This window comes from Mesorhizobium sp. M0058, from assembly GCF_040323095.1.
In the GTDB taxonomy this organism is placed as follows: Bacteria; Pseudomonadota; Alphaproteobacteria; order Rhizobiales; family Rhizobiaceae; genus Mesorhizobium.
Genome location: NZ_JAMYUQ010000002.1, coordinates 120,666 through 141,339 on the forward strand (window position 1 = coordinate 120,666; position 20,674 = coordinate 141,339).

The 20,674-nt window shown below is 63.2% G+C and carries 17 protein-coding genes; 10 read left to right on the plus strand and 7 right to left on the minus strand.

The annotated features are described in order from the left end of the window. Positions 1 to 4 precede the first annotated feature (4 nt). Together NKJ75_RS03505 and NKJ75_RS03510 are read right to left on the minus strand one after the other, a co-directional pair. Entirely contained in the window at positions 5 to 1,978 is a 1,974-nt protein-coding gene (locus NKJ75_RS03505; RefSeq protein WP_352499200.1) for a pilus assembly protein TadG-related protein, read from the minus strand. 187 nt (positions 1,979 to 2,165) lie between these two features. Next, positions 2,166 to 4,055 (minus strand): pilus assembly protein TadG-related protein, encoded by a 1,890-nt coding sequence (locus NKJ75_RS03510; RefSeq protein WP_352499201.1) that lies wholly within the window; start codon positions 4,053 to 4,055, stop codon positions 2,166 to 2,168. A gap of 336 nt (positions 4,056 to 4,391) precedes the next feature. Here NKJ75_RS03510 and NKJ75_RS03515 point away from each other — a divergent pair, with 336 nt between their 5' ends. Together NKJ75_RS03515 and NKJ75_RS03520 are read left to right on the plus strand one after the other, a co-directional pair. Beyond that, positions 4,392 to 5,252, plus strand: coding sequence for a TIGR01459 family HAD-type hydrolase (locus NKJ75_RS03515; RefSeq protein WP_023700634.1), 861 nt, complete (start codon positions 4,392 to 4,394; stop codon positions 5,250 to 5,252). 9 nt (positions 5,253 to 5,261) lie between these two features. Beyond that, a complete protein-coding gene (locus NKJ75_RS03520) occupies positions 5,262 to 6,245 on the plus strand; it encodes a bifunctional riboflavin kinase/FAD synthetase (protein ID WP_352499202.1) in 984 nt (327 codons plus the stop codon). A gap of 29 nt (positions 6,246 to 6,274) precedes the next feature. On the opposite strand, the gene NKJ75_RS03525 is transcribed toward NKJ75_RS03520, so the two are convergent. The 4 genes from NKJ75_RS03525 to NKJ75_RS03540 form a co-directional block, all read right to left on the minus strand. Next, a complete protein-coding gene (locus NKJ75_RS03525) occupies positions 6,275 to 6,832 on the minus strand; it encodes an HdeD family acid-resistance protein (RefSeq protein WP_033000955.1) in 558 nt (185 codons plus the stop codon). 128 nt (positions 6,833 to 6,960) lie between these two features. Then, positions 6,961 to 7,374 (minus strand): MAPEG family protein, encoded by a 414-nt coding sequence (locus NKJ75_RS03530; protein WP_027049670.1) that lies wholly within the window; start codon positions 7,372 to 7,374, stop codon positions 6,961 to 6,963. A 12-nt stretch (positions 7,375 to 7,386) separates the two neighbouring features. Continuing rightward, positions 7,387 to 7,869 carry an SRPBCC family protein gene (locus NKJ75_RS03535; protein ID WP_352499203.1) on the minus strand — a complete coding sequence of 161 codons (483 nt, stop codon included), beginning with the start codon at positions 7,867 to 7,869 and terminating at the stop codon, positions 7,387 to 7,389. Next, complete coding sequence (locus NKJ75_RS03540; protein WP_023689559.1) at positions 7,866 to 8,171, minus strand: ArsR/SmtB family transcription factor; 306 nt, start codon at positions 8,169 to 8,171, stop codon at positions 7,866 to 7,868. The genes NKJ75_RS03535 and NKJ75_RS03540 overlap by 4 nt, the downstream gene beginning before the upstream one ends. 211 nt (positions 8,172 to 8,382) lie before the next feature. On the opposite strand from NKJ75_RS03540, the gene NKJ75_RS03545 reads away from it, so the two are divergent. From NKJ75_RS03545 to NKJ75_RS03555, 3 genes are all read left to right on the plus strand, one after another. Beyond that, positions 8,383 to 9,186 carry a MipA/OmpV family protein gene (locus NKJ75_RS03545; RefSeq protein ID WP_352499265.1) on the plus strand — a complete coding sequence of 268 codons (804 nt, stop codon included), beginning with the start codon at positions 8,383 to 8,385 and terminating at the stop codon, positions 9,184 to 9,186. 232 nt (positions 9,187 to 9,418) lie between these two features. After that, complete coding sequence (ileS, locus tag NKJ75_RS03550) at positions 9,419 to 12,400, plus strand: isoleucine--tRNA ligase (RefSeq protein WP_352499204.1); 2,982 nt, start codon at positions 9,419 to 9,421, stop codon at positions 12,398 to 12,400. Between the two features lie 201 nt (positions 12,401 to 12,601). Continuing rightward, a complete protein-coding gene (locus NKJ75_RS03555; RefSeq protein WP_023682973.1) occupies positions 12,602 to 13,285 on the plus strand; it encodes a hypothetical protein in 684 nt (227 codons plus the stop codon). 27 nt (positions 13,286 to 13,312) lie between these two features. On the opposite strand, the gene NKJ75_RS03560 is transcribed toward NKJ75_RS03555, so the two are convergent. Next, positions 13,313 to 13,765 carry a nucleoside deaminase gene (locus NKJ75_RS03560; protein ID WP_023694762.1) on the minus strand — a complete coding sequence of 151 codons (453 nt, stop codon included), beginning with the start codon at positions 13,763 to 13,765 and terminating at the stop codon, positions 13,313 to 13,315. A 180-nt stretch (positions 13,766 to 13,945) separates the two neighbouring features. On the opposite strand from NKJ75_RS03560, the gene NKJ75_RS03565 reads away from it, so the two are divergent. The 5 genes from NKJ75_RS03565 (at position 13,946) to NKJ75_RS03585 (ending at position 20,605) form a co-directional block, all read left to right on the plus strand. Continuing rightward, the gene (locus NKJ75_RS03565; protein WP_352499205.1) at positions 13,946 to 16,129 is read left to right on the plus strand and encodes a pseudouridine synthase; all 2,184 of its coding nucleotides are present in this window, start codon (positions 13,946 to 13,948) and stop codon (positions 16,127 to 16,129) included. A 47-nt stretch (positions 16,130 to 16,176) separates the two neighbouring features. Next, positions 16,177 to 16,731 carry a 16S rRNA (guanine(966)-N(2))-methyltransferase RsmD gene (gene rsmD / locus NKJ75_RS03570; RefSeq protein WP_023671544.1) on the plus strand — a complete coding sequence of 185 codons (555 nt, stop codon included), beginning with the start codon at positions 16,177 to 16,179 and terminating at the stop codon, positions 16,729 to 16,731. Positions 16,732 to 16,827: 96 nt separating this feature from the next. Next, the gene (locus NKJ75_RS03575; protein ID WP_023824515.1) at positions 16,828 to 18,183 is read left to right on the plus strand and encodes a M16 family metallopeptidase; all 1,356 of its coding nucleotides are present in this window, start codon (positions 16,828 to 16,830) and stop codon (positions 18,181 to 18,183) included. 188 nt (positions 18,184 to 18,371) lie between these two features. Next, entirely contained in the window at positions 18,372 to 19,748 is a 1,377-nt protein-coding gene (locus NKJ75_RS03580) for a M16 family metallopeptidase (RefSeq protein ID WP_031247162.1), read from the plus strand. Continuing rightward, positions 19,745 to 20,605, plus strand: coding sequence for a patatin-like phospholipase family protein (locus tag NKJ75_RS03585; protein WP_023694766.1), 861 nt, complete (start codon positions 19,745 to 19,747; stop codon positions 20,603 to 20,605). The genes NKJ75_RS03580 and NKJ75_RS03585 overlap by 4 nt, the downstream gene beginning before the upstream one ends. Positions 20,606 to 20,674: the final 69 nt, after the last annotated feature.

Sequence of the window (20,674 nt, forward strand, 5' to 3'; positions counted from 1 at the left end):
ACCCTCAGCTCACCACGCGCAGGTTCGAGAGCTCGTTGGCGATTTCCTTGAAATTGTCGGACAGCGTGGCGCCGGTCGCGTTCCAGAACAGTTTTGCAGGCTTGCTCGGGTTGGTCGGATCCTTGCGGAAGCGCGAGTCCGACGAGCACGTCTTCAGTGCCTCCATCGCGCTCTTGTCGCCGGCGTCGGTCGTCGACATATCGAGCGCCACCGTCATTACCATGATGTTGGCCGCCTTGGCGTTGTTGCACAGCGTCGCCATCTGCTCGTTGAGCGCGGCGGTGTAGTTGCTCGACGAATAGTTGAGCTGGCCGATGGCGCTCGATGTGCCGCCGAACAGGCGGGTGACCGCAGTGCCGTTGTAGCCGACGCCGGTATAGCCATAGCCGGCATAGGTCGACTTGTTGCCGGCGGGGTCGGAACTCACCGTCGAATAGGTGTTCTCGCCGTCGGTGAGCACGATGACCACCTTGTCGTTGCCGCGTTCCGTCTCAGGACGTCCTCCTGTGAAAGGCTCCGTGCTGGAGACGGTGCGCCAGCCCCAGGCCATGCCTTCCGGCACATTGGTGTTGCCGTTGGGCGCCATCAGGTCGATTGCTGCCTTGATCTTGGTCAGCCCGGCGGCGTTGGCGACGTCGGTCAGCGGTGTGATCGGCGTGGTGGTGCAGCTGTAATTCGGACCTGCACCCGTCCCCAGCACCGGAGCATTGATCGGCCGTGGCTGGAAATACTTGGCCATGTTGGACTGCCTGGTCTTGCCGGTGGTGCTCGCCGGATCGTCGTTCCACCAGCTGTTGGCTGCGCCATAGGTCTTGGGGGCCACCTCGTCGGGGTCCTGCGTTATGTACCAATGATTGCCGGGCTCATCCGGCGCAAACATCGGCACGAACATGGTCGCGGGATCGCCGACGCCGGTGCCGGTGTTGTTTGGTCCGCCGGAGGCCGGCGCGTCGTTGACATTATAGGGATAGGGCCGCACTTCGACGCAGCCCTGCCAGCTGGCGAACGGTCCGTATGTGTCGTTGTAGTCGTATTCGTTGTGGCTGTCCGAGCATGTATGATTGGCGCGATATTTGTCGCAGACCACGCGTTTGCTGCCGACGATGCGCTCGTGGCTGGTGACCACCTTCATGTCGCGGTAGAGCGAGAAGCGGGTCAGCATCTGCCCCTCCTGCTCACCCCAGCCAGTGCCTTTCTTGTACCAGATGCCGCCGATCTTCTGGGCATATTTGTCGGCTGCGTTAAGCGTGGACCAGGCGAAATTCTCATTGTGGATGGGCGACAGCCCGTAGGCGTCGATCCACGACGCGTTGTCGTTGCTGGCGCCGACATTGACCGAGGCGGCGAACGGCACAAGGCTGAACTGGACCGGCTTGTCGATCTGCTTGATCATCGCGGCCTGCAAGGCAAGCGTGTCGACGAGCTGCTTGGCGGCTTGCTTGAGAAGGTCGATGCGCTTTTGTCCGGCACCCGTGCCCGTGTTCGACATCGACCCCGAATTGTCGAGCACCATGGCCACTTCCAGCGTGTTCTTCAGCCGGACTTGCGAACACACGGAGTAGGTGACGTTTTCCGACGTCCTGCCGATCAGCATCGCCGCTGCCGGCAGGAAATAGGGCTTGTAGACCAGGCTGGCGCACAGCTTGACGATGCCGCCGCCGGTCGTGCTGCTGGGCAGCGTAACGCTGAGCGTCGTGTCGGCGGGATCGACGTCGTTGAGGTTTGCCTTGAAGAAGTCGAGCGCATAGGCCCGCAACTGGTCGTCGGTGGCGCCTTCCACCAGCCGGCGCGCGGTGGCGAAGTTGGCGGCGTCGAGCGCGTTGACCACCCTCTGCTTCTCGCTGACCACGCCGGTGTAGTCGACGGCCATGGCCACGCCGCCCATCAGTGGCACCATCGCCACAACGGTCATCAGAGCGTAATTGCCGCGGCGGTCACGCCAGAAGTCACGCCGGAATGTGCGCCAGAGTTCACGCATGTGATGTAAGCGGCCCCGCCTGCGGATTCTTCAATGCCGCCACAGTTTCACAAAACGTTGAAGGACGGGTTTGGGAAACTGCTCGATTGCGCGGATAGCGCTTCACCAGGCGCTAACCAAATGCGCCAGCTGCCGAACGCAAAACGCCCCGCCGAGGCGGAGCGCCTTGTTCGAAAGATCGCGCCGATCAGCTGACGATGCGCAGGTTCGACAGTTCGTCGGCGATTTCCTTGAAACTTTGCGACAAGGTGGCGCCGGTCGCGTTCCAGTACAGCTTCGCCGGTTTGCTCGGGTCGGTCGGATCCTTGCGGAAGCGCGAATCCGAGGAGCATTTCTTGAGCGAATCTATGGCAGTCTTTTCCGCCGGCTTGGAACTAACAAGGTCGAGCGAGACGGTCATCAAGAGAATGTTCGAATTCTTCGCATTGGCGCAAAGGGTTTGCATCTGCTCGTCAAGCGCGGCCGTGTAGTTGGTCGCCGTATAGGTTGTCTTGGCGACGGTCGTGTTGACGAACAGGCGGGTCGCAGGCTCCACTGGCTTCGGAAAATTAGGGCCGGTGTAGCCATAGGCGGCGTAGGTCGATCCATTCTTGGCGTAGTTGCTGGTCATGTCGTTGCTGGGGCCGATGCTATAGGTGTTTGCGCCGTCGGTCAGGACGATGACCACTTTGTCGTTGCCTCTTTCGGTGTTCGGCCGGCCTTGCGTAAAAGGCTCGTTGCTCGACACCGTCCGCCAGCCCCAGGCCAGCCCTTCCGGCACGTTGGTGTTGCCCGTCGGGGCCATGGCATTGATGGCATCCGTCAGGATTTTCTTGCCATCGGTGGTGGTTATGTCCTGCAACGGCGTGATCGCGGCGGTCGTGCATGCCGAATTGGGTCCATCATCGGCCGCAGCGGCTGCTGCGTCCCAGGGCTTTGTCAGAAAATACTTGCGCATATCCGCCTGGCGTTTGGGGACAGTCAGCGTGTCGGAATAATCGATCCACCAATTGTTGGCGTAACCCCACGTCGATGTGCTGGTGCGAGTTGTGTCGGTCCAGAAATTGCCAGCTTCGTCCGGCGCGAACATCGGCACGAACATGGTGGCGGGCGTCCCAGTGGTCGGCGACGTGTCGTCGTCATTATAGGGATACGGCCTCGCCTCCACGCAGCCCTTCCAGGCTTCGTATTTGGCGACGACGGAGGTCTTGCAAGTGCCGTTCGAGTTTTTCTTCGTACAGGTCGTTGCCATCATGTCCTGATAGAGGGTGAAACGCGTCATCTCCTTGTCTTTGTCTGTGCCCCAGCCCGTGCCGCGCTGGTAGTAAACGCTGCCTACTTTTTCGATCCATTTGGTGGCATTTGCCGCCGCTGTCATCGTCGACCAATCGAAGTTCTGATGATGGATCGGGGAAATGCCGGTCGTGTCCAGCCACGTCGGCAATGGAGCCGGGGGGATCGGAGCTCCGACATTGACCGACGCAGAAAACGGGACCAGCGAGAACTGCACCGGCTTGGTCACCTGCTTCATTTGTGCGGCCTGGAGCGCCATTGTATTGACAAGCTCGGTCGCGGCCTTCTTGAGCAAATCTATTCGCGGCTGGCCGGTGCCGGAGCCGTTGATGCTCATAGAGCCGGAATTGTCGAGCACGAGAGACACTTCCAGCGTGTTTTTGAGGCGGATCTCCGAGCATGCCGATGTTGTGACGTCGGCGGCGGTTCTTCCGATCATCATGGCCGCTGCCGGCAGGAAATAGGGGTGGTACGTCAATTCGGCGCACAGCTTCAGCGTGCCACCACCTGCGTTGTTGTTGGGAAGCGTCACCGTCAGGGCCGTATTGGCTGCTTTGACGCGGCCGAGATTGGCTTCGAAGAAATCCTTCGCATAGGCCTTGACTGCCGTGTCGGTCGCCCCGGTGACGATCTGCTGTGCCGTGGCAATCCCGGCGGCATCCAGCGCGTTCAGCATGTTCTGCTTTTGGCGCAAGAGATCGGTGTAGTCGATGGCAAGCGCCAGCGCGCCCATCAAGGGCACCATGGTGATCACTGTCATCAAGGCATAGTTGCCGCGTCTGTCGTTCAGAAATCTGCGGATCATGCCTTCAGCACCCCTGCCAGGACCCCAATATCGGTCCGAAGATGCCCACAAAATCGTTAAATTTCAGGTTGCTGAAATGCGTTCAACATAGGCCCATCTTTTCAAGGCTCGTTAACCACTCGGCCCTGGTGATCAGCGGTGCGACATTGTTTCGATAGACCGAAGCTCGGAGAAGGGTGGTTCCTGCCTGTGCAACCTTCGATCAGCCCGTTGCGCAACAGCCTGGCAAGTGCCGAAAAGCTGGTGACAGGATGAAACGCTTCGGTTAATGCGGGGCCGGTTGCGGCGGACCGTCGGCTGCAGCTCTCGCAATGATCGTCACAGCAGGTAAACGGCATGGCGGATTCGCCTGATATCATCGGCTCGCTCGCGGATTTGTCGGGCGCCTACTCGGCCATCCTGTGCGATGTCTGGGGCGTGATCCACAATGGCGAATGGCATTTTCCGGCGGCTGCCGAAGCGCTTGCCGCCGCGCGTGCGGCGAAGGTCCCGGTCGTCCTGATCACCAACTCGCCGCGCCGCAATGCCGATGTGGTGGCGCAGATGAATGCGATCGGCGTTCCCGCCGTCGCCTACGACCGCGTCGTGACCTCAGGCGATGTGACCCGCGACCTTATCGCCGAAGGCCCACGAAAAATCTTCCATATCGGCGCCGACCGCGATTTCACCCTCTATGACGGTCTGGACGTCGAGCTCGTCGAGGAGTTCGAGGCCTCCGGCGCGGTCTGCACCGGGCTGTTCGACGACGAGGTGGAAACGCCTGAGGATTACGCCGATCTGCTGCGCCGGCTGCGCGCCAGGAACCTGCCTTTCATCTGCGCCAATCCCGACATCGTGGTCGAACGCGGCGAGCGCATGATCTGGTGCGCCGGCGCCTTGGCGCGCGACTATGCCCAGCTTGGCGGCCGCACGCTGATCGCCGGAAAACCTTATGCGCCGGTCTATGACGTAGCGCTGCGGGAGGTCGCCGTGCTTCTCGGCCGAGACGTCGCGCGCACCGAGGTGCTGGCCATCGGCGACGGCATGATGACCGACGTCAAGGGCGCCGCCGACAACGGCATCGACGTGCTTTACGTCTCGGGCGGCATTCACGCGCGCGACTATGGCGATCCCATGCAGCCGGACCCCGCCAGGCTTGCAGCCTTTCTGCAAAAGCACGGCTACCGGCCGGTCGCCGTCATTCCGAGACTGCGGTAGGGTTGCTGCATGAGCGCAGCTTTCGAACACATTTCAGCAACCGCGCCGCTGCCGCCGCATTTGCGCGGCGGCGTGGTGGCGATCGGCAATTTCGACGGCGTCCATCGCGGCCACCAGGCGGTGCTCGATCGCGCGCTTGCCGAAGCCGGGCGGCGCGGCGTGCCGGCGCTAGTGCTGACCTTCGACCCGCATCCGCGCAAGGTGTTCAGGCCCGATATGCCGCTGTTCGTATTGACGCCGCCGCCGATGAAGGCGCGGCTGCTGTCGCATCTGGGCTTTGCCGCACTCGTCGAACAGCCGTTCACGCGCGCCTTTGCCGGCCTGTCGGCCGAGGCTTTCGTGACCGATGTGCTGGAGACGAACCTCGGCATCACCCATGCCGTCACCGGCTTCGATTTTCACTTCGGCAAGGACCGGCAGGGCGGTCCTGCGTTTCTGATGGCGGCAGGCGAGCGCCATGGTTTCGGCGTCACCCTGGTCGACGCCTTTCGCGACGAGGGCGCCGAGGTGGTGTCGTCGAGCCGTATCCGCAAGCTGCTCTGCGAGGGAGAGGTCGCCGAGGCCGCAGGCCTGCTCGGCTACCGCTTCACCGTCCAAAGCGAAGTGATCGGCGGCCAGCAGCTCGGCCGCACGCTCGGCTTCCCGACAGCCAACATGAGGCTTTCGCCGGAAACGACTCTGAAGGAAGGGATTTATGCCGTCCGCTTTCGCCGCGCCGACGGCACGCTCTATGATGGTGTCGCCAGCTTCGGGCGTCGCCCGACTGTCGACGACAATGGCGCGCCGCTGCTCGAAACCTTCGTCTTCGACTTTGCCGGCGATCTCTATGGCGAGATCTGCGACGTATCGCTCTTCGGCTTTTTGCGTCCCGAGGTGAAGTTCGATGGGCTCGATGGGCTGGTGGCACAAATGAAGCGCGACGAGGCGGAGGCGCGCGCGCTGCTGGCCGGCGTCAGGCCGCTTTCGGATCTGGACGGCGCCATCGCTTTTTGAGCCTTCCGGCCGCTTACCTCTTCAAGCCCCTACTTCTTCAACGCCAGTCCGAGAGCGATGAAGCTCCAGCCCTGGAAGATCAGGTCGATGGCCAGGAAAAGGCCGAGCACCCACAGGCTGTTGACCGGCCAGCCCATGGCGATGGTCAGCCCCGCCAGCACGCTGATCAGGCCCGCCGCGACGACCCACCAGCCCCAGCCCTTTTCCGGTCGGTGGCTATAGCCGACCCAGGCCCTGAGCGCGCCTGAAGCGACCAGCGCCACCGCCAGCAGCAAGGTCAGCACCGTCGAGGCCAGAAGCGGATTGTCGAAGGCAAAGAAACCGGCAACGGCATAAAGTAGGCCGCTGAGCAGCCAATAGAAGAAGCGACTCCAGGTCTTCACGCCGAAGGCATGCACGATCTCGATGATGCCGGCCATCAGCATCAGCCAGCCCACGACATAGACCGAGGCGACGGTGGCGATGAACAGATTGCCGAAGGCAATGCCGCCGAAGATGAGCAGCAGCACGCCGAGCGCGACGAACCACCCCCATTTGTCCCGTGTCCGGCCGATCGCATCTTTCAGGGTATCACCGTGCAACGTCATGGCTGCATCTCCTCGAAATCGCCTGGCACCTTGCCGGGAGGTTAGCCCCGGCTGTAGCGGACGTCCAGCCGATGGCGACGGCTAGCAAACAAACAAAGCGTCGGTGGCTTGAGGTTCGCGCGTACGTGTCAATTTATGGCAGCCCACCCAGTCACAAGGACGAGGACAAGCGTGACGATCGCTCCAGAGACGTAGACGATCGTTCTGACACTGCCACCCTTGGCGGCTTTGCCGCCGCGTAGGTAAACCCCCAGGTGAAGCAGGCGTATCGCCACATGAACCCAGACAATGGTCGCCAACGTGGCCGACCCAACGCCAACCATCATGGCCAGCACCGCCGGGACGACAAAAGGCGCCAGCGCCTCGACCGAGTTCATATGCACGCGGTCGATCCTGTAGAGGAGATTGGCGTCGTCGGCCGGGATCACCGGACCGGAAAGCGCTCCGGCAAATCCCTTGGACGAACCCGAGTAAACCGCCAGTGCGACTGACAAAAGACAGAGGATCAGTACACCGAGGATGCTTAGCCAATAGGGTTCCATAATTGTGCTCCTTCAGGTCACTTTGCCGGCAAAAAGATCTTGGAATCGCCTGAGATACAGCGGCCAGCCTTGATCGCCGTCGACCCCAAAGCGCACGCCTTCCCAGCCTTCGCCATGACGTTCGAGATTGCGATGCTCGATCTCGACGCGGGTCCGGCTATCCGCCTCCGCCGTAAACCGGACTTCCCACTCGCTGGTCCTGTCCGGATTGGTCTCGATCTGCCATTGAGGGCTGATATCCCAACTCAGAAGCAGTCGGTTCGGCGGCTCGTAGGCCAGCACCCGTGCCCAGCGGCACTCGCTGCCATCCACACCGCGGTCGTAGACGTGACCGCCAACGCGGGGTTCGAGGATCGTCTCCGCGATCGGCACCGCAAGCAGGTTATGCTCTTTGGGTTTGAAACTGCCGAAGTGCTCGGTGAAGACCTTGAAGGCATGTGCGATCGGAGCCTCGACAAGGATGGAGTGCCTCACGGGCGGTTGATGTGTGCTCATTCCTGCTCCTTCAAGGGCTGTTCGACGACCACTTTGTAGGCCGCCAAGGTCTTGCTCCAGAACCGGTCGAGTTCGGCGCGCAGGCTGGCCAAGCCTTCCGGTTCGACCCGGTAGATGCGTTGCTTGCCTAGCCGTGTGTTGGCCACGAGGCCGGCGTCCTTGAGCACCTTCAGGTGCTGCGAGACCGCCGGCCGGGTGACAGGAAGCGCACGAGCCAATTCCCCGACCGAACAGGGTTGTTCGACCAGCAGTTCGAAGATCGTCCGCCTAGTCGGGTCGCCAAGCGCTGTCCATCTGTTCATGTTAGTCTGCACTAACGCGAATTTAGGCAACCTCGCTATTTCTGTCAACTCGTGACAGGCCCGGCGGCGCCCTGTTCAAATGGGCCACAGCGCAAAAACAGGGTCGCAGTTGCCGCCACTGCTGTAGATTTTAAGTCAAATTTTACCGAACCGGCGCCATGGCTTTGGCTGCCGGGTGTTCTCTCCGTTTTGTTTCGCGTATGGGGTGATGATGCGTATTGTCTGGACGATTCCGCTGTTTCTCGCCTCGGCGCTGCTCACTTTGTCCACCGCCAATGCGGGCGAGGGTGCCTTCGGCTGGATGTCCGGCGACTGGTACCTGACGCTTGGCGCCACCGGCATGGTCGCGCCGAAATTCGAGGGCTCCAACAGCTATCTGCTCAGCGCATCGCCGATCATCTCGCTGGGCAAGGCCGGCCCGGCCGCGCGCTTTACCTCGCGCAACGACAACATCTCGCTGGCGCTGGTCGACGATGGCGGCGTCCGCGCCGGCCTGACCGGAAAGTTCCTGTTTTCACGCGACAGCAAGGATGAACTCAAGGGCCTCGGCCCGGTGCGCTGGGGCGGTGAGGTCGGCGGCTTCTTCGAATTCTACCCGACGGATTGGTTGCGCGCCCGCGCCGAATTGCGCCACGGCATTCGTGCCCATAATGGCTTTGTCGCCGACATTGCCGCCGATGCCTTCTACGATATCACGCCGACGGTCAGGATTTCGGGAGGCCCGCGCGTGTCCTTTGCCTCATCGAGCTATTTCGACTCCTATTATGGCGTCAACGCCAAGGAGGCTGTGGCCTCGGGCCTGAGCGAATACCATCCTGGCGGCGGCCTGAAATCGACCGGACTCGGCGGCGCCATCACCTGGAAGGTCACCGACCCGATGACCGCCAGCCTGTTCGGCGAATATGCGCGCCTGATAGGCCCGGCCGCCGATTCCAGCCTGGTCAAGGAGCGCGGCGACCGTAACCAGTTCACGGTCGGCGTCTCGACCACCTATCGCTTCGACTTCGCGATGTAAGTGAATCGAACAAGAGACGCTTTATTCCTACGGCTTTCTCCGCTAAAAGCCCGGGAATGACGAGCTTTTCACGCGTTCGCGCGCTGACGATACGAATTACAGGCCCGGTGTTCCGGGCGGCCTGAGCGCCGCCGGAGCCGCCGGGAGTTTTGCGCGCCCCCTCGCGCTTTTCCAATCATGATAGTTCACGCCCGAGCTTTTACGCCCGCCGGGCAATGCATATGGCAGACCAATGACCGACACTGTTGAAACGATCGACTATTCCAAGACGCTTTATCTGCCGCAGACGGATTTCCCGATGCGCGCCGGCTTGCCTGAAAAAGAACCGCTGCTGGTCAAGCGCTGGCAGGACATGGATCTCTACCGCAAGCTGCGCGAAGAGGCCGCAGGCCGCGAGAAATACGTGCTGCATGACGGCCCGCCTTACGCCAACGGCAACATCCATATCGGCCACGCGCTGAACAAGATCCTCAAGGACGTCATCACCCGCTCGTTCCAGATGCGCGGCTATGACTCCAATTACGTGCCCGGCTGGGACTGCCACGGCCTGCCGATCGAATGGAAGATCGAGGAACAGTACCGCGCCAAGGGCAAGAACAAGGACGAGGTGCCGGTCAACGAGTTCCGCAAGGAATGCCGCGACTTCGCCGCGAACTGGATCACGGTGCAGGGCGGCGAGTTCCAGCGGCTCGGCGTCGTTGGCGATTTCAAGAACCCCTATACGACAATGGCTTTCCACTCGGAGTCGCGCATTGCCGGGGAGTTGTTGAAGTTCGCCATGTCGGGCCAGCTCTATCGCGGCTCCAAGCCGGTAATGTGGAGCGTCGTCGAGCGCACCGCACTGGCCGAGGCCGAGATCGAATACCAGGACTATGAGTCCGACACGATCTGGGTGAAGTTTCCAGTTGTGTCAGGATTTTGGAGCGTTGAGCACTTTGTATCAGACGCTGCACCGTCCATGCGCGTTCCGGAAAGCGTTGCACTTTTGGACAACGCCCACGTCGTCATCTGGACGACAACGCCGTGGACGATCCCCGGCAACCGTGCCGTCAATTATTCGTCACGGATCGGCTACGGCCTTTATGAAGTTACCGCAGCCGAAAATTCGTTCGGTCCACAGCCCGGTGAAAAGCTGATCTTTGCAGATGCGCTTGCCGAAGACTCCTCGGCCAAGGCCAAGGTCACCTTGAATCGGCTTCGCAGCGTTTCGGTCGAAGAGCTTGGAAGCCTTACACTTTCACATCCCTTCAAAGGTCTCGGCGGCGGCTACGAATTCGCCGTGCCGATGCTGGCCGGCGATCATGTCACCGACGACGCCGGCACCGGCTTCGTCCACACCGCGCCGGGCCATGGCCGCGAGGACTTTGATGCCTGGATGGATGCGGCATCGGATTTGCGCGCACGTGGCATCGACCCTGCCATCCCCTTCACTGTAGATGATGCCGGCTTCTTCACCAGGGACGCGCCGGGTTTTGGCCCGGATCGCGAAGGTGGCGCCGCGCGTGTCATCGACGATAACGGCAAGAAGGGCAATGCCAATCAGGCGGTCATCGACGAACTGATCAAGCGCAACGCGCTGTTCGCGCGCGGCCGGCTGAAGCATTCCTACCCGCATTCCTGGCGGTCGAAGAAGCCGATCATCTTCCGCAACACGCCGCAATGGTTCGTCTATATGGACAAGGACCTCGGCGACGGCACGACGTTGCGCAGCCGTGCGCTGAAGGCGATCGACGACACACGCTTCGTGCCGGCGGCCGGCCAGAACCGTATCCGCGCCATGATCGAGGAACGCCCGGATTGGGTCTTGTCACGCCAGCGCGCCTGGGGCGTGCCGATCGCCGTCTTTGCCGATGAGGATGGCAACGTGCTGAAGGACGAAGCCGTCAACCAGCGCATCATGGATGCTTTCGAACAGGAAGGCGCCGACGCCTGGTTCGCTGCCGGCGCCAAGGAGCGTTTCCTCGGCAATCACGAGGCCTCCAAATGGAAGCAGGTGATGGACATCCTCGACGTCTGGTTCGATTCGGGCTCGACGCATGTCTTCACGCTGGAAGACCGTCCGGACCTGAAATGGCCGGCCGACGTCTATCTCGAAGGCTCCGACCAGCATCGCGGCTGGTTCCACTCCTCGCTGCTCGAAAGCTGCGGCACCAGGGGCAGGGCACCTTACGACACCGTCGTCACCCATGGCTTCACCATGGATGAGGAGGGGCGAAAGATGTCGAAATCGCTCGGCAACACCGTGGTGCCGCAAGACGTCATCAAGCAGTCCGGCGCCGACATTCTGCGGTTATGGGTGGTGACGACGGATTATTGGGAAGACCAGCGTCTCGGCAAGAACGTGCTGCAGACCAACATCGACGCCTACCGCAAGCTCCGCAACACCATCCGCTGGATGCTGGGCACGCTCGCCCATGACGATGGCGAGGAGGTGCCGCTGGACAAGATGCCGGAACTGGAGCGGCTGATGCTGCATCGGCTGGCCGAGCTCGATGAGGTCGTGCGCTCGGGCTACGACGCGTTCGAGTTCAAACGCATCACCCGCACTTTGCTCGACTTCATGGTGGTCGAGCTGTCGGCCTTCTATTTCGACATCAGGAAGGACGCGCTCTATTGCGAGGGACCCGCCAGCGTGAAGCGCAAGGCCTCGGTGCAAGTGGTGCGCCACCTCTTCGACTGCCTGGTGAAATGGCTGGCCCCGATGCTGCCCTTCACCACGGAAGAAGCCTGGCTCGACCGTCATCCGGATGCTGTCTCGCTGCATCTCGACCAGTTCCCCGAGATTCCGGCCGACTGGAAGAACGAGGCACTGGCGGAAAAATGGCGCAAGGTGCGGCAGGTCCGCCGTGTCGTCACCGGCGCGCTCGAGATCGCACGCGCTCAGAAGGTCATCGGTGCCTCGCTGGAAGCCGTGCCGGTCGTGAGCCTCGACAATGCCACGCTTGAAGCCGCGATCGCCGATGTCGACATGGCCGAAATGGCGATCACCAGCGATCTCGTCATCGCCCACGGCAAGGCGCCGGAAGGCGCCTTTGCGCTCGACGACGTCAAGGGTGTCGCGGTGGTGGTCGAAAAGGCCGAGGACCGCGGCTTGGTCAAATGCGCGCGCTCATGGCGCTATACCGCCGATGTCGGGCAGGACGTGGAATTCCCCGACGTGTCTGCCCGCGATGCCGCCGTCCTGCATGAACTCAAGGCTCTGGGACGTTTGTGACTGCTCATAAGCCGGTGCACAAATGCCATGCCGCGTGGGCGAAAACCGCCCGCGCGTTGCCCTTAACGAGTGGTTGAGATAAACACGCGAAACTCCGGAAGACAAATTGTCGCCGGAATTCCGTCGCAAGAGCGTGGACGATGGGGACCGGGCCTTTGGCCGGTGACGATCGAGAGGCTGTCTAGAGTGGGACTTTTTGGCATGATCGACAGAACTTCCGTGCGCGTTGCGCTGCTGGCGCCGCTTGTCGCGTCCGGCCTCGCTCTGTCCGGCTGCATGGGCTCGCCGACCTACGGCACCGACAAGACGGCTGGCGAGCAGCTTGCCGGAGACCTTTCCGGCGCCTTCGCGATCACGCCCAAGCACAAGGAACAGATCGACTACAGGCCGCGTCCGGAGCTGGTAAAGCCGGCGCCGGGGCAGAAGGAAGTGCTGCCGCCGCCTCAGGAAAGCATCGAGACGGCGAGCACCGATTGGCCCGAATCGCCCGAGCAGCGCCGCGCCCGTCTGCGTGCCGACGCCACTGCCCACCAGGACGACCCGTCCTATCAATCGGGGATCGTCGATGACGTGCAGACCGATCCGGCTTCCGTGAAGAAGGCGCTGGCGGATTCGGGCTCCAGCCACCCGCCGGCCTGGTCGCCGAAGGATTCAGACAAGGGCCGCGCCGCGGAGATCCAGCGCCGCACCGCAGAGCAAAAGCAGGGCGATCCCAACACTCGCAGATATCTGAGCGAGCCGCCTCTGGCCTACCGAGCTGCCTCCGACACGGCGCCGCAGGGCGAACTCGGCGAGGATGAATACAAGAAGGAACGCCGCCTCAAGAAGGAAGCGGCCGCCAAAGGCAAGAGCGGCGGGCTCTTCGACTGGCTGCCCTCCTGGTAGGAACGCCGCCTTCGGTAGCTGAAGGCTCTACGTTTCGCGTCTTTCCCGAAAGAATTCCCTGAGCAGCAGCGCCGCATCGGCCTCGGCCATGCCCGGATAGATGTCGGGCGTATGGTGGCAGGTCGGCGAAGCGAAGAAGCGCACGCCGTTGACCACCGCGCCGCCCTTCTCGTCGGCCGCGCCGAAATAGAGCCGGCGCAGCCTGGCGAAGGAAATGGCGCCGGCGCACATGGCGCAGGGTTCCAGCGTCACATAGAGGTCGTGGCCGGTCAGCCGCTCGCTGGAGAGCGTTTGGCAGGCCGCGCGGATGGCCAGCATTTCGGCATGCGCCGTCGGATCGGCAAGTTCGCGGGTGCGGTTACCGGCGGATGCCACCACCGTGTCGCCGCTGGCGATGACGGCGCCAACCGGAACTTCTCCGCGCAAGGCGGCGGCTTGCGCCTCTTTCAGCGCCAGCGCCATGAAATCCGGCCGCTTCACGCGGTTTCCATTCCGATTATCTCCTCGCCACTTGGCGGTGATCCTGTTATGGAGCGCGTCAACCCGAATATCGGAACAGATTTTCGGAAATGATCATGCGCCAAATCAAAGTGCTATAGCGTCCTTTGCGCGTCCGAAAGGATGCGCCACGCTGTAGCAGCGCAACAAGGCAAAGGCCACATGGACGACAACGACAAGAAATCTCCGCGCCACAAAGGCCCGGGCAAAAGCGGCCCTGGAGCCGCGGGGCCGCGCCGCGATGGCGCCGCCGGCAAAAGCGGCAAACCCTCCTTCGGGGCCAAGAAACCCTATTCACCGCGAGGCGCCCGGCCCGCAGCGGCTGAGGGCGAGCGGCCCAAGCGCGATTTCAAAAGTGGCGACCGGCCATTCAGCAAAGGTCCGCGTTCCGAAGGCAAGCCCTTCGAAAAGCGCGAGGGACCGCGCAAGCCATATGCACCACGCGGTGACCGGCCGATGGCAGCCGAAGGCGAGCGCAAGCCGTATGAAAAGCGCGAAGGGCCGCGCAAACCCTATGCGCCGCGTGGGGATCGCCCTATGCCGGCCGAGGGTGAACGCAAGCCGTATGAAAAGCGCGAGGGGCCGCGCAAGCCTTATGCACCGCGCGGCGATCGGCCGGTTGCGGCCGATGGCGAGCGGCCAAAGCGCGATTTCAAGGGCGGCGATCGGCCATTCAGCAAGGGGCCGCGTCCCGAAGGCAAGCCTTTCGAAAAGCGTGAAGGGCCGCGCAAGCCCTACGCACCGCGTGGCGATCGGCCTGCTTCCGCCGAGGGCGAAAAGCGTTTTGACCGGCCAAAGCGCGATTTTGGCGATCGCCCGCAGCGCGACGCCGGAGATCGTCCCAAGCGTGACTTCAGCGATCGCCCCAAGCGCGATTTCGGTGGTGACCGGCCGCAAGCATCTGGCGGCGCCTTCAAGCCGCGCCCGCGTCCGGCAGATGCGGAAGAAGCCGGCGAGCGTATCGCCAAGCGGCTGGCCCGCGCCGGCCTGGCGTCGCGCCGCGACGCCGAAGACCTGATCGCGGCGGGCCGTGTCAAGGTCAACAACCGGGCTTTGACCTCGCCGGCCTTCAACGTCATGCCGGGCGACATCATCCATCTCGACGGCATGGAGATCCCGCCGATCGAGCGCACCCGCCTGTTCCTGTTTCACAAGCCGGCCGGCGTCGTTACCACCAACCGCGACCCCGAGGGCCGCAAGACCGTGTTCGACGTGCTGCCGGCCGAATTGCCGCGGCTGATGACCATCGGCCGCCTCGACATCAACACCGAAGGCCTGCTGCTGCTCACCAATGATGGCGGTCTGTCGCGCGTGCTCGAACTGCCTGCCACTGGCTGGCTGCGCCGTTACCGCGTGCGCGTCCATGGCAAGGTCGAGGAAAGCATGCTCGCAGGCCTGCGTGAAGGCATTGCCGTCGACGGCGTCTTCTACGGCGCCATCGAAGCGACGCTCGACCGTGAGCAAGGCACCAACGCCTGGCTGACGATCGGCCTGCGCGAAGGCAAGAACCGCGAAGTGAAGAACATCCTTGGATCGCTCGGCCTCGACGTGACGCGGCTGATCCGTATCTCCTACGGACCGTTCCAGCTCGACGATCTCGCCGAAGGCCATGTGCTGGAGATCAAGGGCCGCGTCTTGCGCGACCAGCTCGGCGAGCGACTGGTCGAGGAATCCGGCGCCAATTTCGACGCCGAGATCATCAAGCCGTTTTCCAACCAGCCGGTGCGGCGAGAGCGTGACGCGGAGCCGGAACGGCCGAAAGTCACCCGCGAGGGTGACCATCGGCCGATCGGCGAGGGCGGTCTGATCAAGAACCGCAAGCGCCGCGAAGGCAGCCGCGACGAAGCGCTCGGCAAGCTGTCGACCAGTCCCGAAAGGGGCGCGAGGCCGGAAAAGAGCTTTGGCGAACGCGGCCCGAGACCCGAGCGCAGCGAGTTTTCGGACAAGCCGCGCAGCGAGTTTCGCGAAAAGCCGCGCGGCGATTTTGGCGACAAGCCCCGTGGAGGCTTCGGCGACAAGCCGCGCGGCGCCTTTGGTGACAAACCGCGCGGCGGCAAGAAGCCCGAGCGCGAGCAGCGGCCGATCGATCCGCCGGGCCAGCGCAAGGCTAATGTCTGGATGGCGCCGGGCGCGCGTCCGATCGGCAAGGGCAGGGCGGAAGCCGATGCCGCCAAGGCGGCCGAGGCCAAGGCGCGCAAGGCGTCATTCAAGCCGTCCTATGGCAAGCCGGCCTATGGCAAGCCGGGCGGAGCCAAGCCGTTCGGCAAGCCGGGTGGCGAGCGTCCGGATGGCGGTCGGGGCGGCGAGCGGCCACGCAACGGTCCCAAGGGCCCGAGGACCAGATGATGCCGGGACTTAAATGAGATCCGGCCTTAAATGAGACCCGGGCATAAATGAGAATCGTCGGCGGCCAATTTCGCGGGCGTCCGCTGGCGACGCCGCGCGACCATGCCATCCGCCCGACGACCGACCGCGCCCGCGAGGCCGTCTTCAACGTGCTGGCGCACCGCTTTGCCGACAAGCTCGACGGCGCGCGTGTGCTCGACCTTTTCGCCGGCACCGGCGCTCTCGGCCTCGAAGCGCTGTCGCGCGGCGCTTCCTATGGCGTCTTTATCGAAGAATCGGCCGAAGGACGCGGCCTGATCCGCACCAATGTCGAAGCTTTTGGCCTTACCGGCCGCACCAAGATCTTCCGCCGCGACGCGACCGCCCTGGGTGAGGCCGGTACGCTTGCGGCATTCGGCCTGGTCTTCGCCGATCCGCCCTATGGCAAGGGCCTTGGCGAGCGCGCCCTGCGCTCGGCCAGGGATGGCGGCTGGTTGCTGCCCGGCGCGCTCTGCGTGGTCGAGGAAGCCGCCTCGGCGCCCTTCGAGATTGGGCCGGAATTCTCGGTGGTTGATGAACGAAACTACGGCGAGACGGTGGTCCGGTTCATCGAGCTTGCGTAAGGGTGGAGCGACCGGCGCCTTCAAAATGACGCACAATTCACTTTGCCTCCGCGGCTAACCTTGCCTATCGTCGCGCGATAACAACCGGAGCCATCAATGACATTTCATACTGAATGGCTGCGGAGAGCCTTGCTCGCCACCGCGCTGACCATGGCCGGCCCGGCCCTGGCCGCGGACGATGGCAAGGTGGCCAACTTCCTGCTCGACAATGGCATGGAGGTGGTGGTCATTCCCGATCACCGCGCCCCCATCGTCACCCATATGGTGTGGTACAAGATCGGCAGCGCCGACGAGCCGCCAGGCAAGTCCGGCATAGCGCACTTCTTCGAACACCTGATGTTCAAGGCCACGACCAACCACGCCGCGGGCGAGTTCGACCGCGCCATATCGGCCATCGGCGGCTCCAACAACGCCTTCACCTCCTATGACTACACTGCCTTCCACGAGACGGTGGCGCCCTCGGCACTCGGTGAGATGATGAGCTTCGAGGCCGATCGCATGCGCAACCTCATCTTGACCGACGAGGTCATCAAGACCGAGCGCGACGTGATCCTGGAAGAGCGCCGCGCGCGCATCGACAGCAATCCGCAGGCGGTGCTCGACGAAGAGGTCGACGCGACGCTCTGGCAGAACCAGCCCTACCGCATTCCGGTGATCGGCTGGATGCAGGAGATGGAGCAGTTGAACCGCACCGATGCGGTTGCCTTCTATGACAAATACTACCGCCCCAACAATGCGGTGCTGATCGTGGCCGGCGATGTCGAGCCGGAGGTCGTGAAGGCGCTGGCCGAAAAAACCTATGGCAAGGTCGCGCGCGGTCCCGACCTGCCCCCGCGCATCCGCCCGGTCGAGCCGGAGCAGAACACCAAGCGCACGGTGACGCTCACCGATGGGCGCGTTTCGGTGCCGAGCTTTTCGACGCAATGGGTGGTTCCGTCCTACCACACGGCAAAACCCGGCGAGGCCGAGGCGCTCGACCTGCTGGGAGAGATCCTTGGCGGCGGCAGCCGCAGCAGGCTCTACCAGCAACTCGTGGTCAAGCAAGGCATCGCATCGGCGACCGGCGCGTTCTTCCAGGGTACGATGCTCGACGCCACCAATTTCACCGTCTATGGCGCGCCGCGCGGCGACGCCAAGCTGAGCGACGTCGAGGCGGCCGTCGACGCCGAGATCGCCCGCATCGTCAAGGACGGCGTCACCGCCGATGAGCTGGAGAAGGCCAAGGCCCGCTATATCAGGGCCATGATCTTCGCCCGCGACAAGCAGGACGAGATGGCCAATCTCTACGGCGCCGAGCTCGCCACCGGCGGCAACGTCAGGGATATCGAGGAATGGCCGGAACGCATTCGCAAGGTCACCGCCGATGAGATAAAGGCGGTCGCCGCACGCTATCTGCTGCTCGATCGTACGACGACCGGCTATCTCTTGCCGCAGCAACAGGCGGGGAATTGATGATGACGAGATTGAGCGTTAGCGCTGCCCCTCACCTGCCTGCCGGCATCCTCTCCCCCTATAGTGACGGGGAGAGGGGCGCTGTCATCGTCGATTTCGCCAACCATCAGCGTCGTAAGAAGAGCGCCAGCGTCGCGGCGAGACCCCTTCTCCCCGTCACTATACGGGGAGAAGTGCCCGGCAGCGCGATGAGGGGCGGAGCTGACCTTGGCGATCAATGGCCTGATGGGATTACTCATAGGCGCATCGCGGTTCTCCACGTCTTCGCCACACTGTTCCTCGGCATCTTCTTCCTCATCCTGCCGGCGCTTGCCGCGCACGCGATGGACATTCAGCCGGTGACCTCATCGAAAGGCGTCAACGCCTGGCTGGTCGAGGACCACTCCATTCCGATCGTCGCCATCCGCTTCGTCTTCGATGGCGGCTCGACGCAGGATCCGGCGGGGCGGGAAGGGCTGGTCAATCTGATGACCGGCCTATTCGACGAGGGCGCCGGCGACCTCGACAGCGAGGCCTTCCAGATCAAGCTTGACGATGCCGGCGCCGAAATGGGCTTCGAAGCGGCGCGCGACGGCACCTATGGCGCGATGCGGATGCTGGCCGAGCAGAAGGATGCGGCCTTCGACCTGCTCAGGCTGGCGGTCACCAGCCCGCGCTTCGACCAGGCGCCGATCGACCGTATCCGCGCCCAGATCCTGTCCGGCATCATCGCCAATGAGCGTGACCCCAACACCGTCGCGCAAACCAAATGGCTGCGCGCCATCTATGGCGACCATCCGTATTCCAGGCCCGACCAGGGCACCAAGGACAGCATCGCCACCATCACGGCAGCGGATCTGGCTGCCTTCCACAAGGCCAATTTCGCCCGCAGCGGCCTGCATGTTGCAGTGGTCGGCGACATAGATGCCGCGACGCTGAAACGGAAGCTCGATGAGGTCTTCGGCGATCTGCCGGAAAAGCAGGTGCTGCAACCGGTTGCCGATACCGAGCTGAAGCTCGGCCAGCAGCTCGAGGTCGACTACGACCTGCCGCAGACCTCGCTGCAGTTTGCCTACCCCGGTGTGAAGCGCGATGCGCCGGATTTCTTCCCCGCGGTGCTGATGAACCAGATTCTCGGCGGCGGCACCTTCACCTCGCGCCTCTATGACGAGGTGCGGGAAAAGCGCGGCTTGGCCTACTCCGTCGATTCCAACCTGGTCGACCACCAGCATTCCAATGCGCTGATCATCACCACGGCGACGCGTTCCGACCGCGCCGCCGAGACGCTCGCCATCGTCAAGGAGGTGGTCAAGAAGATGGCGCAGGAGGGGCCGACCGAGGCCGAGCTGGACGCGACCAAGAAATACATGGTCGGCTCCTATGCTATCAGCAATCTGGATTCTTCCAGCGCCATTGCCGCGACCCTGGTGGAATTGCAGCTCGACAATCTCGGCATCGACTACGTGCAGCGCCGCGCGGCGCTCATCAACGGCGTGACGCTCGATCAGGTCAAGGCAGCGGCGAAGAAGCTGCTGACGCCGGCGCCCGCGATCATGAGCATCGGGCCGAAGCTGGAGGCCAAATGACAGGTCCGACTTTCGGTATCGCCTTTGGCGGCGGCGGCGCGCGCGGCCTCGCCCATATCCACATCGTCGAGGCGCTGGACGAGCTCGGCATCAAGCCCGTGGCCATCGCCGGCTCCTCGATCGGCGCCATCATGGGCGCCGGCATGGCCTCGGGCATGAGCGGAAAGGACATCGAGGACTACGCCCGCTCGATCCTCGGCCGCCGCGCCGAGGTGGCGGCGCGCATGTGGCGCTCGCGTCCCGGCACCATCGCCGAGGCGATGCAGGGCGGCATCCGCGTCAGCCAGTTCAACATAGAGCGCATCTTGAAGGCGTTCCTGCCGGAAGCCATCCCGGAAACCTTCGCCGAGCTGATGATCCCGCTCAAGGTGACGGCGACGGACTATTTCGGTCACAAGCTGGCCGTCTTCGACGAGGGCGACCTGCATTCGGCGCTCGCCGCCTCGGCTGCCATTCCCGCCGTGTTCCGCCCGGTGACGCGCGACGACCGCGTGCTGATCGACGGCGGCATCTACAATCCGGTGCCGTTCGACCTCATCGAAGACGCCGCCGACATCATCATCGCGATCGACGTCGTCGGTGCGCCGAGCGAGGCCGAGCGCAAGCACCCGACCACCGTCGATCTGATGTACGGCGCCACGCAATTGATGATGCAGTCGATCATCGCCCACAAGCTGAACCAGCGCCCCCCCGACATACTGATCCGCCCGCCAGTGTCAAAATACCGCGTGCTCGATTTCATGAAGATCGACACGCTGCTTGCCGAGACGCAGGAGGTCAAGGACGAACTGAAGCGCGAGGTGGAAAGAGTGGTCGAGGCGCATGCCAAGGGCAAGCGGGGGAAGAAAGCAGGGTGAGCTGCCGATCTCCCCCCTCGAGGGGGAGATGGCCGGCGGACCAGAGGGGGTCGTCTCGCGTGAAGCTCG

What these genes read in the sequence shown, in the direction of transcription:
- NKJ75_RS03505 (WP_352499200.1), bottom strand. Translation starts at nt 1,978, where the DNA reads ATGCGTGAACTCTGGCGCACATTCCGGCGTGACTTCTGGCGTGACCGC.
- NKJ75_RS03510 (WP_352499201.1), bottom strand. Translation starts at nt 4,055, where the DNA reads ATGATCCGCAGATTTCTGAACGACAGACGCGGCAACTATGCCTTGATG.
- NKJ75_RS03515 (WP_023700634.1), top strand. Translation starts at nt 4,392, where the DNA reads ATGGCGGATTCGCCTGATATCATCGGCTCGCTCGCGGATTTGTCGGGC.
- NKJ75_RS03520 (WP_352499202.1), top strand. Translation starts at nt 5,262, where the DNA reads ATGAGCGCAGCTTTCGAACACATTTCAGCAACCGCGCCGCTGCCGCCG.
- NKJ75_RS03525 (WP_033000955.1), bottom strand. Translation starts at nt 6,832, where the DNA reads ATGACGTTGCACGGTGATACCCTGAAAGATGCGATCGGCCGGACACGG.
- NKJ75_RS03530 (WP_027049670.1), bottom strand. Translation starts at nt 7,374, where the DNA reads ATGGAACCCTATTGGCTAAGCATCCTCGGTGTACTGATCCTCTGTCTT.
- NKJ75_RS03535 (WP_352499203.1), bottom strand. Translation starts at nt 7,869, where the DNA reads ATGAGCACACATCAACCGCCCGTGAGGCACTCCATCCTTGTCGAGGCT.
- NKJ75_RS03540 (WP_023689559.1), bottom strand. Translation starts at nt 8,171, where the DNA reads ATGAACAGATGGACAGCGCTTGGCGACCCGACTAGGCGGACGATCTTC.
- NKJ75_RS03545 (WP_352499265.1), top strand. Translation starts at nt 8,383, where the DNA reads ATGCGTATTGTCTGGACGATTCCGCTGTTTCTCGCCTCGGCGCTGCTC.
- ileS (WP_352499204.1), top strand. Translation starts at nt 9,419, where the DNA reads ATGACCGACACTGTTGAAACGATCGACTATTCCAAGACGCTTTATCTG.
- NKJ75_RS03555 (WP_023682973.1), top strand. Translation starts at nt 12,602, where the DNA reads ATGATCGACAGAACTTCCGTGCGCGTTGCGCTGCTGGCGCCGCTTGTC.
- NKJ75_RS03565 (WP_352499205.1), top strand. Translation starts at nt 13,946, where the DNA reads ATGGACGACAACGACAAGAAATCTCCGCGCCACAAAGGCCCGGGCAAA.
- rsmD (WP_023671544.1), top strand. Translation starts at nt 16,177, where the DNA reads ATGAGAATCGTCGGCGGCCAATTTCGCGGGCGTCCGCTGGCGACGCCG.
- NKJ75_RS03575 (WP_023824515.1), top strand. Translation starts at nt 16,828, where the DNA reads ATGACATTTCATACTGAATGGCTGCGGAGAGCCTTGCTCGCCACCGCG.
- NKJ75_RS03580 (WP_031247162.1), top strand. Translation starts at nt 18,372, where the DNA reads ATGAGGGGCGGAGCTGACCTTGGCGATCAATGGCCTGATGGGATTACT.
- NKJ75_RS03585 (WP_023694766.1), top strand. Translation starts at nt 19,745, where the DNA reads ATGACAGGTCCGACTTTCGGTATCGCCTTTGGCGGCGGCGGCGCGCGC.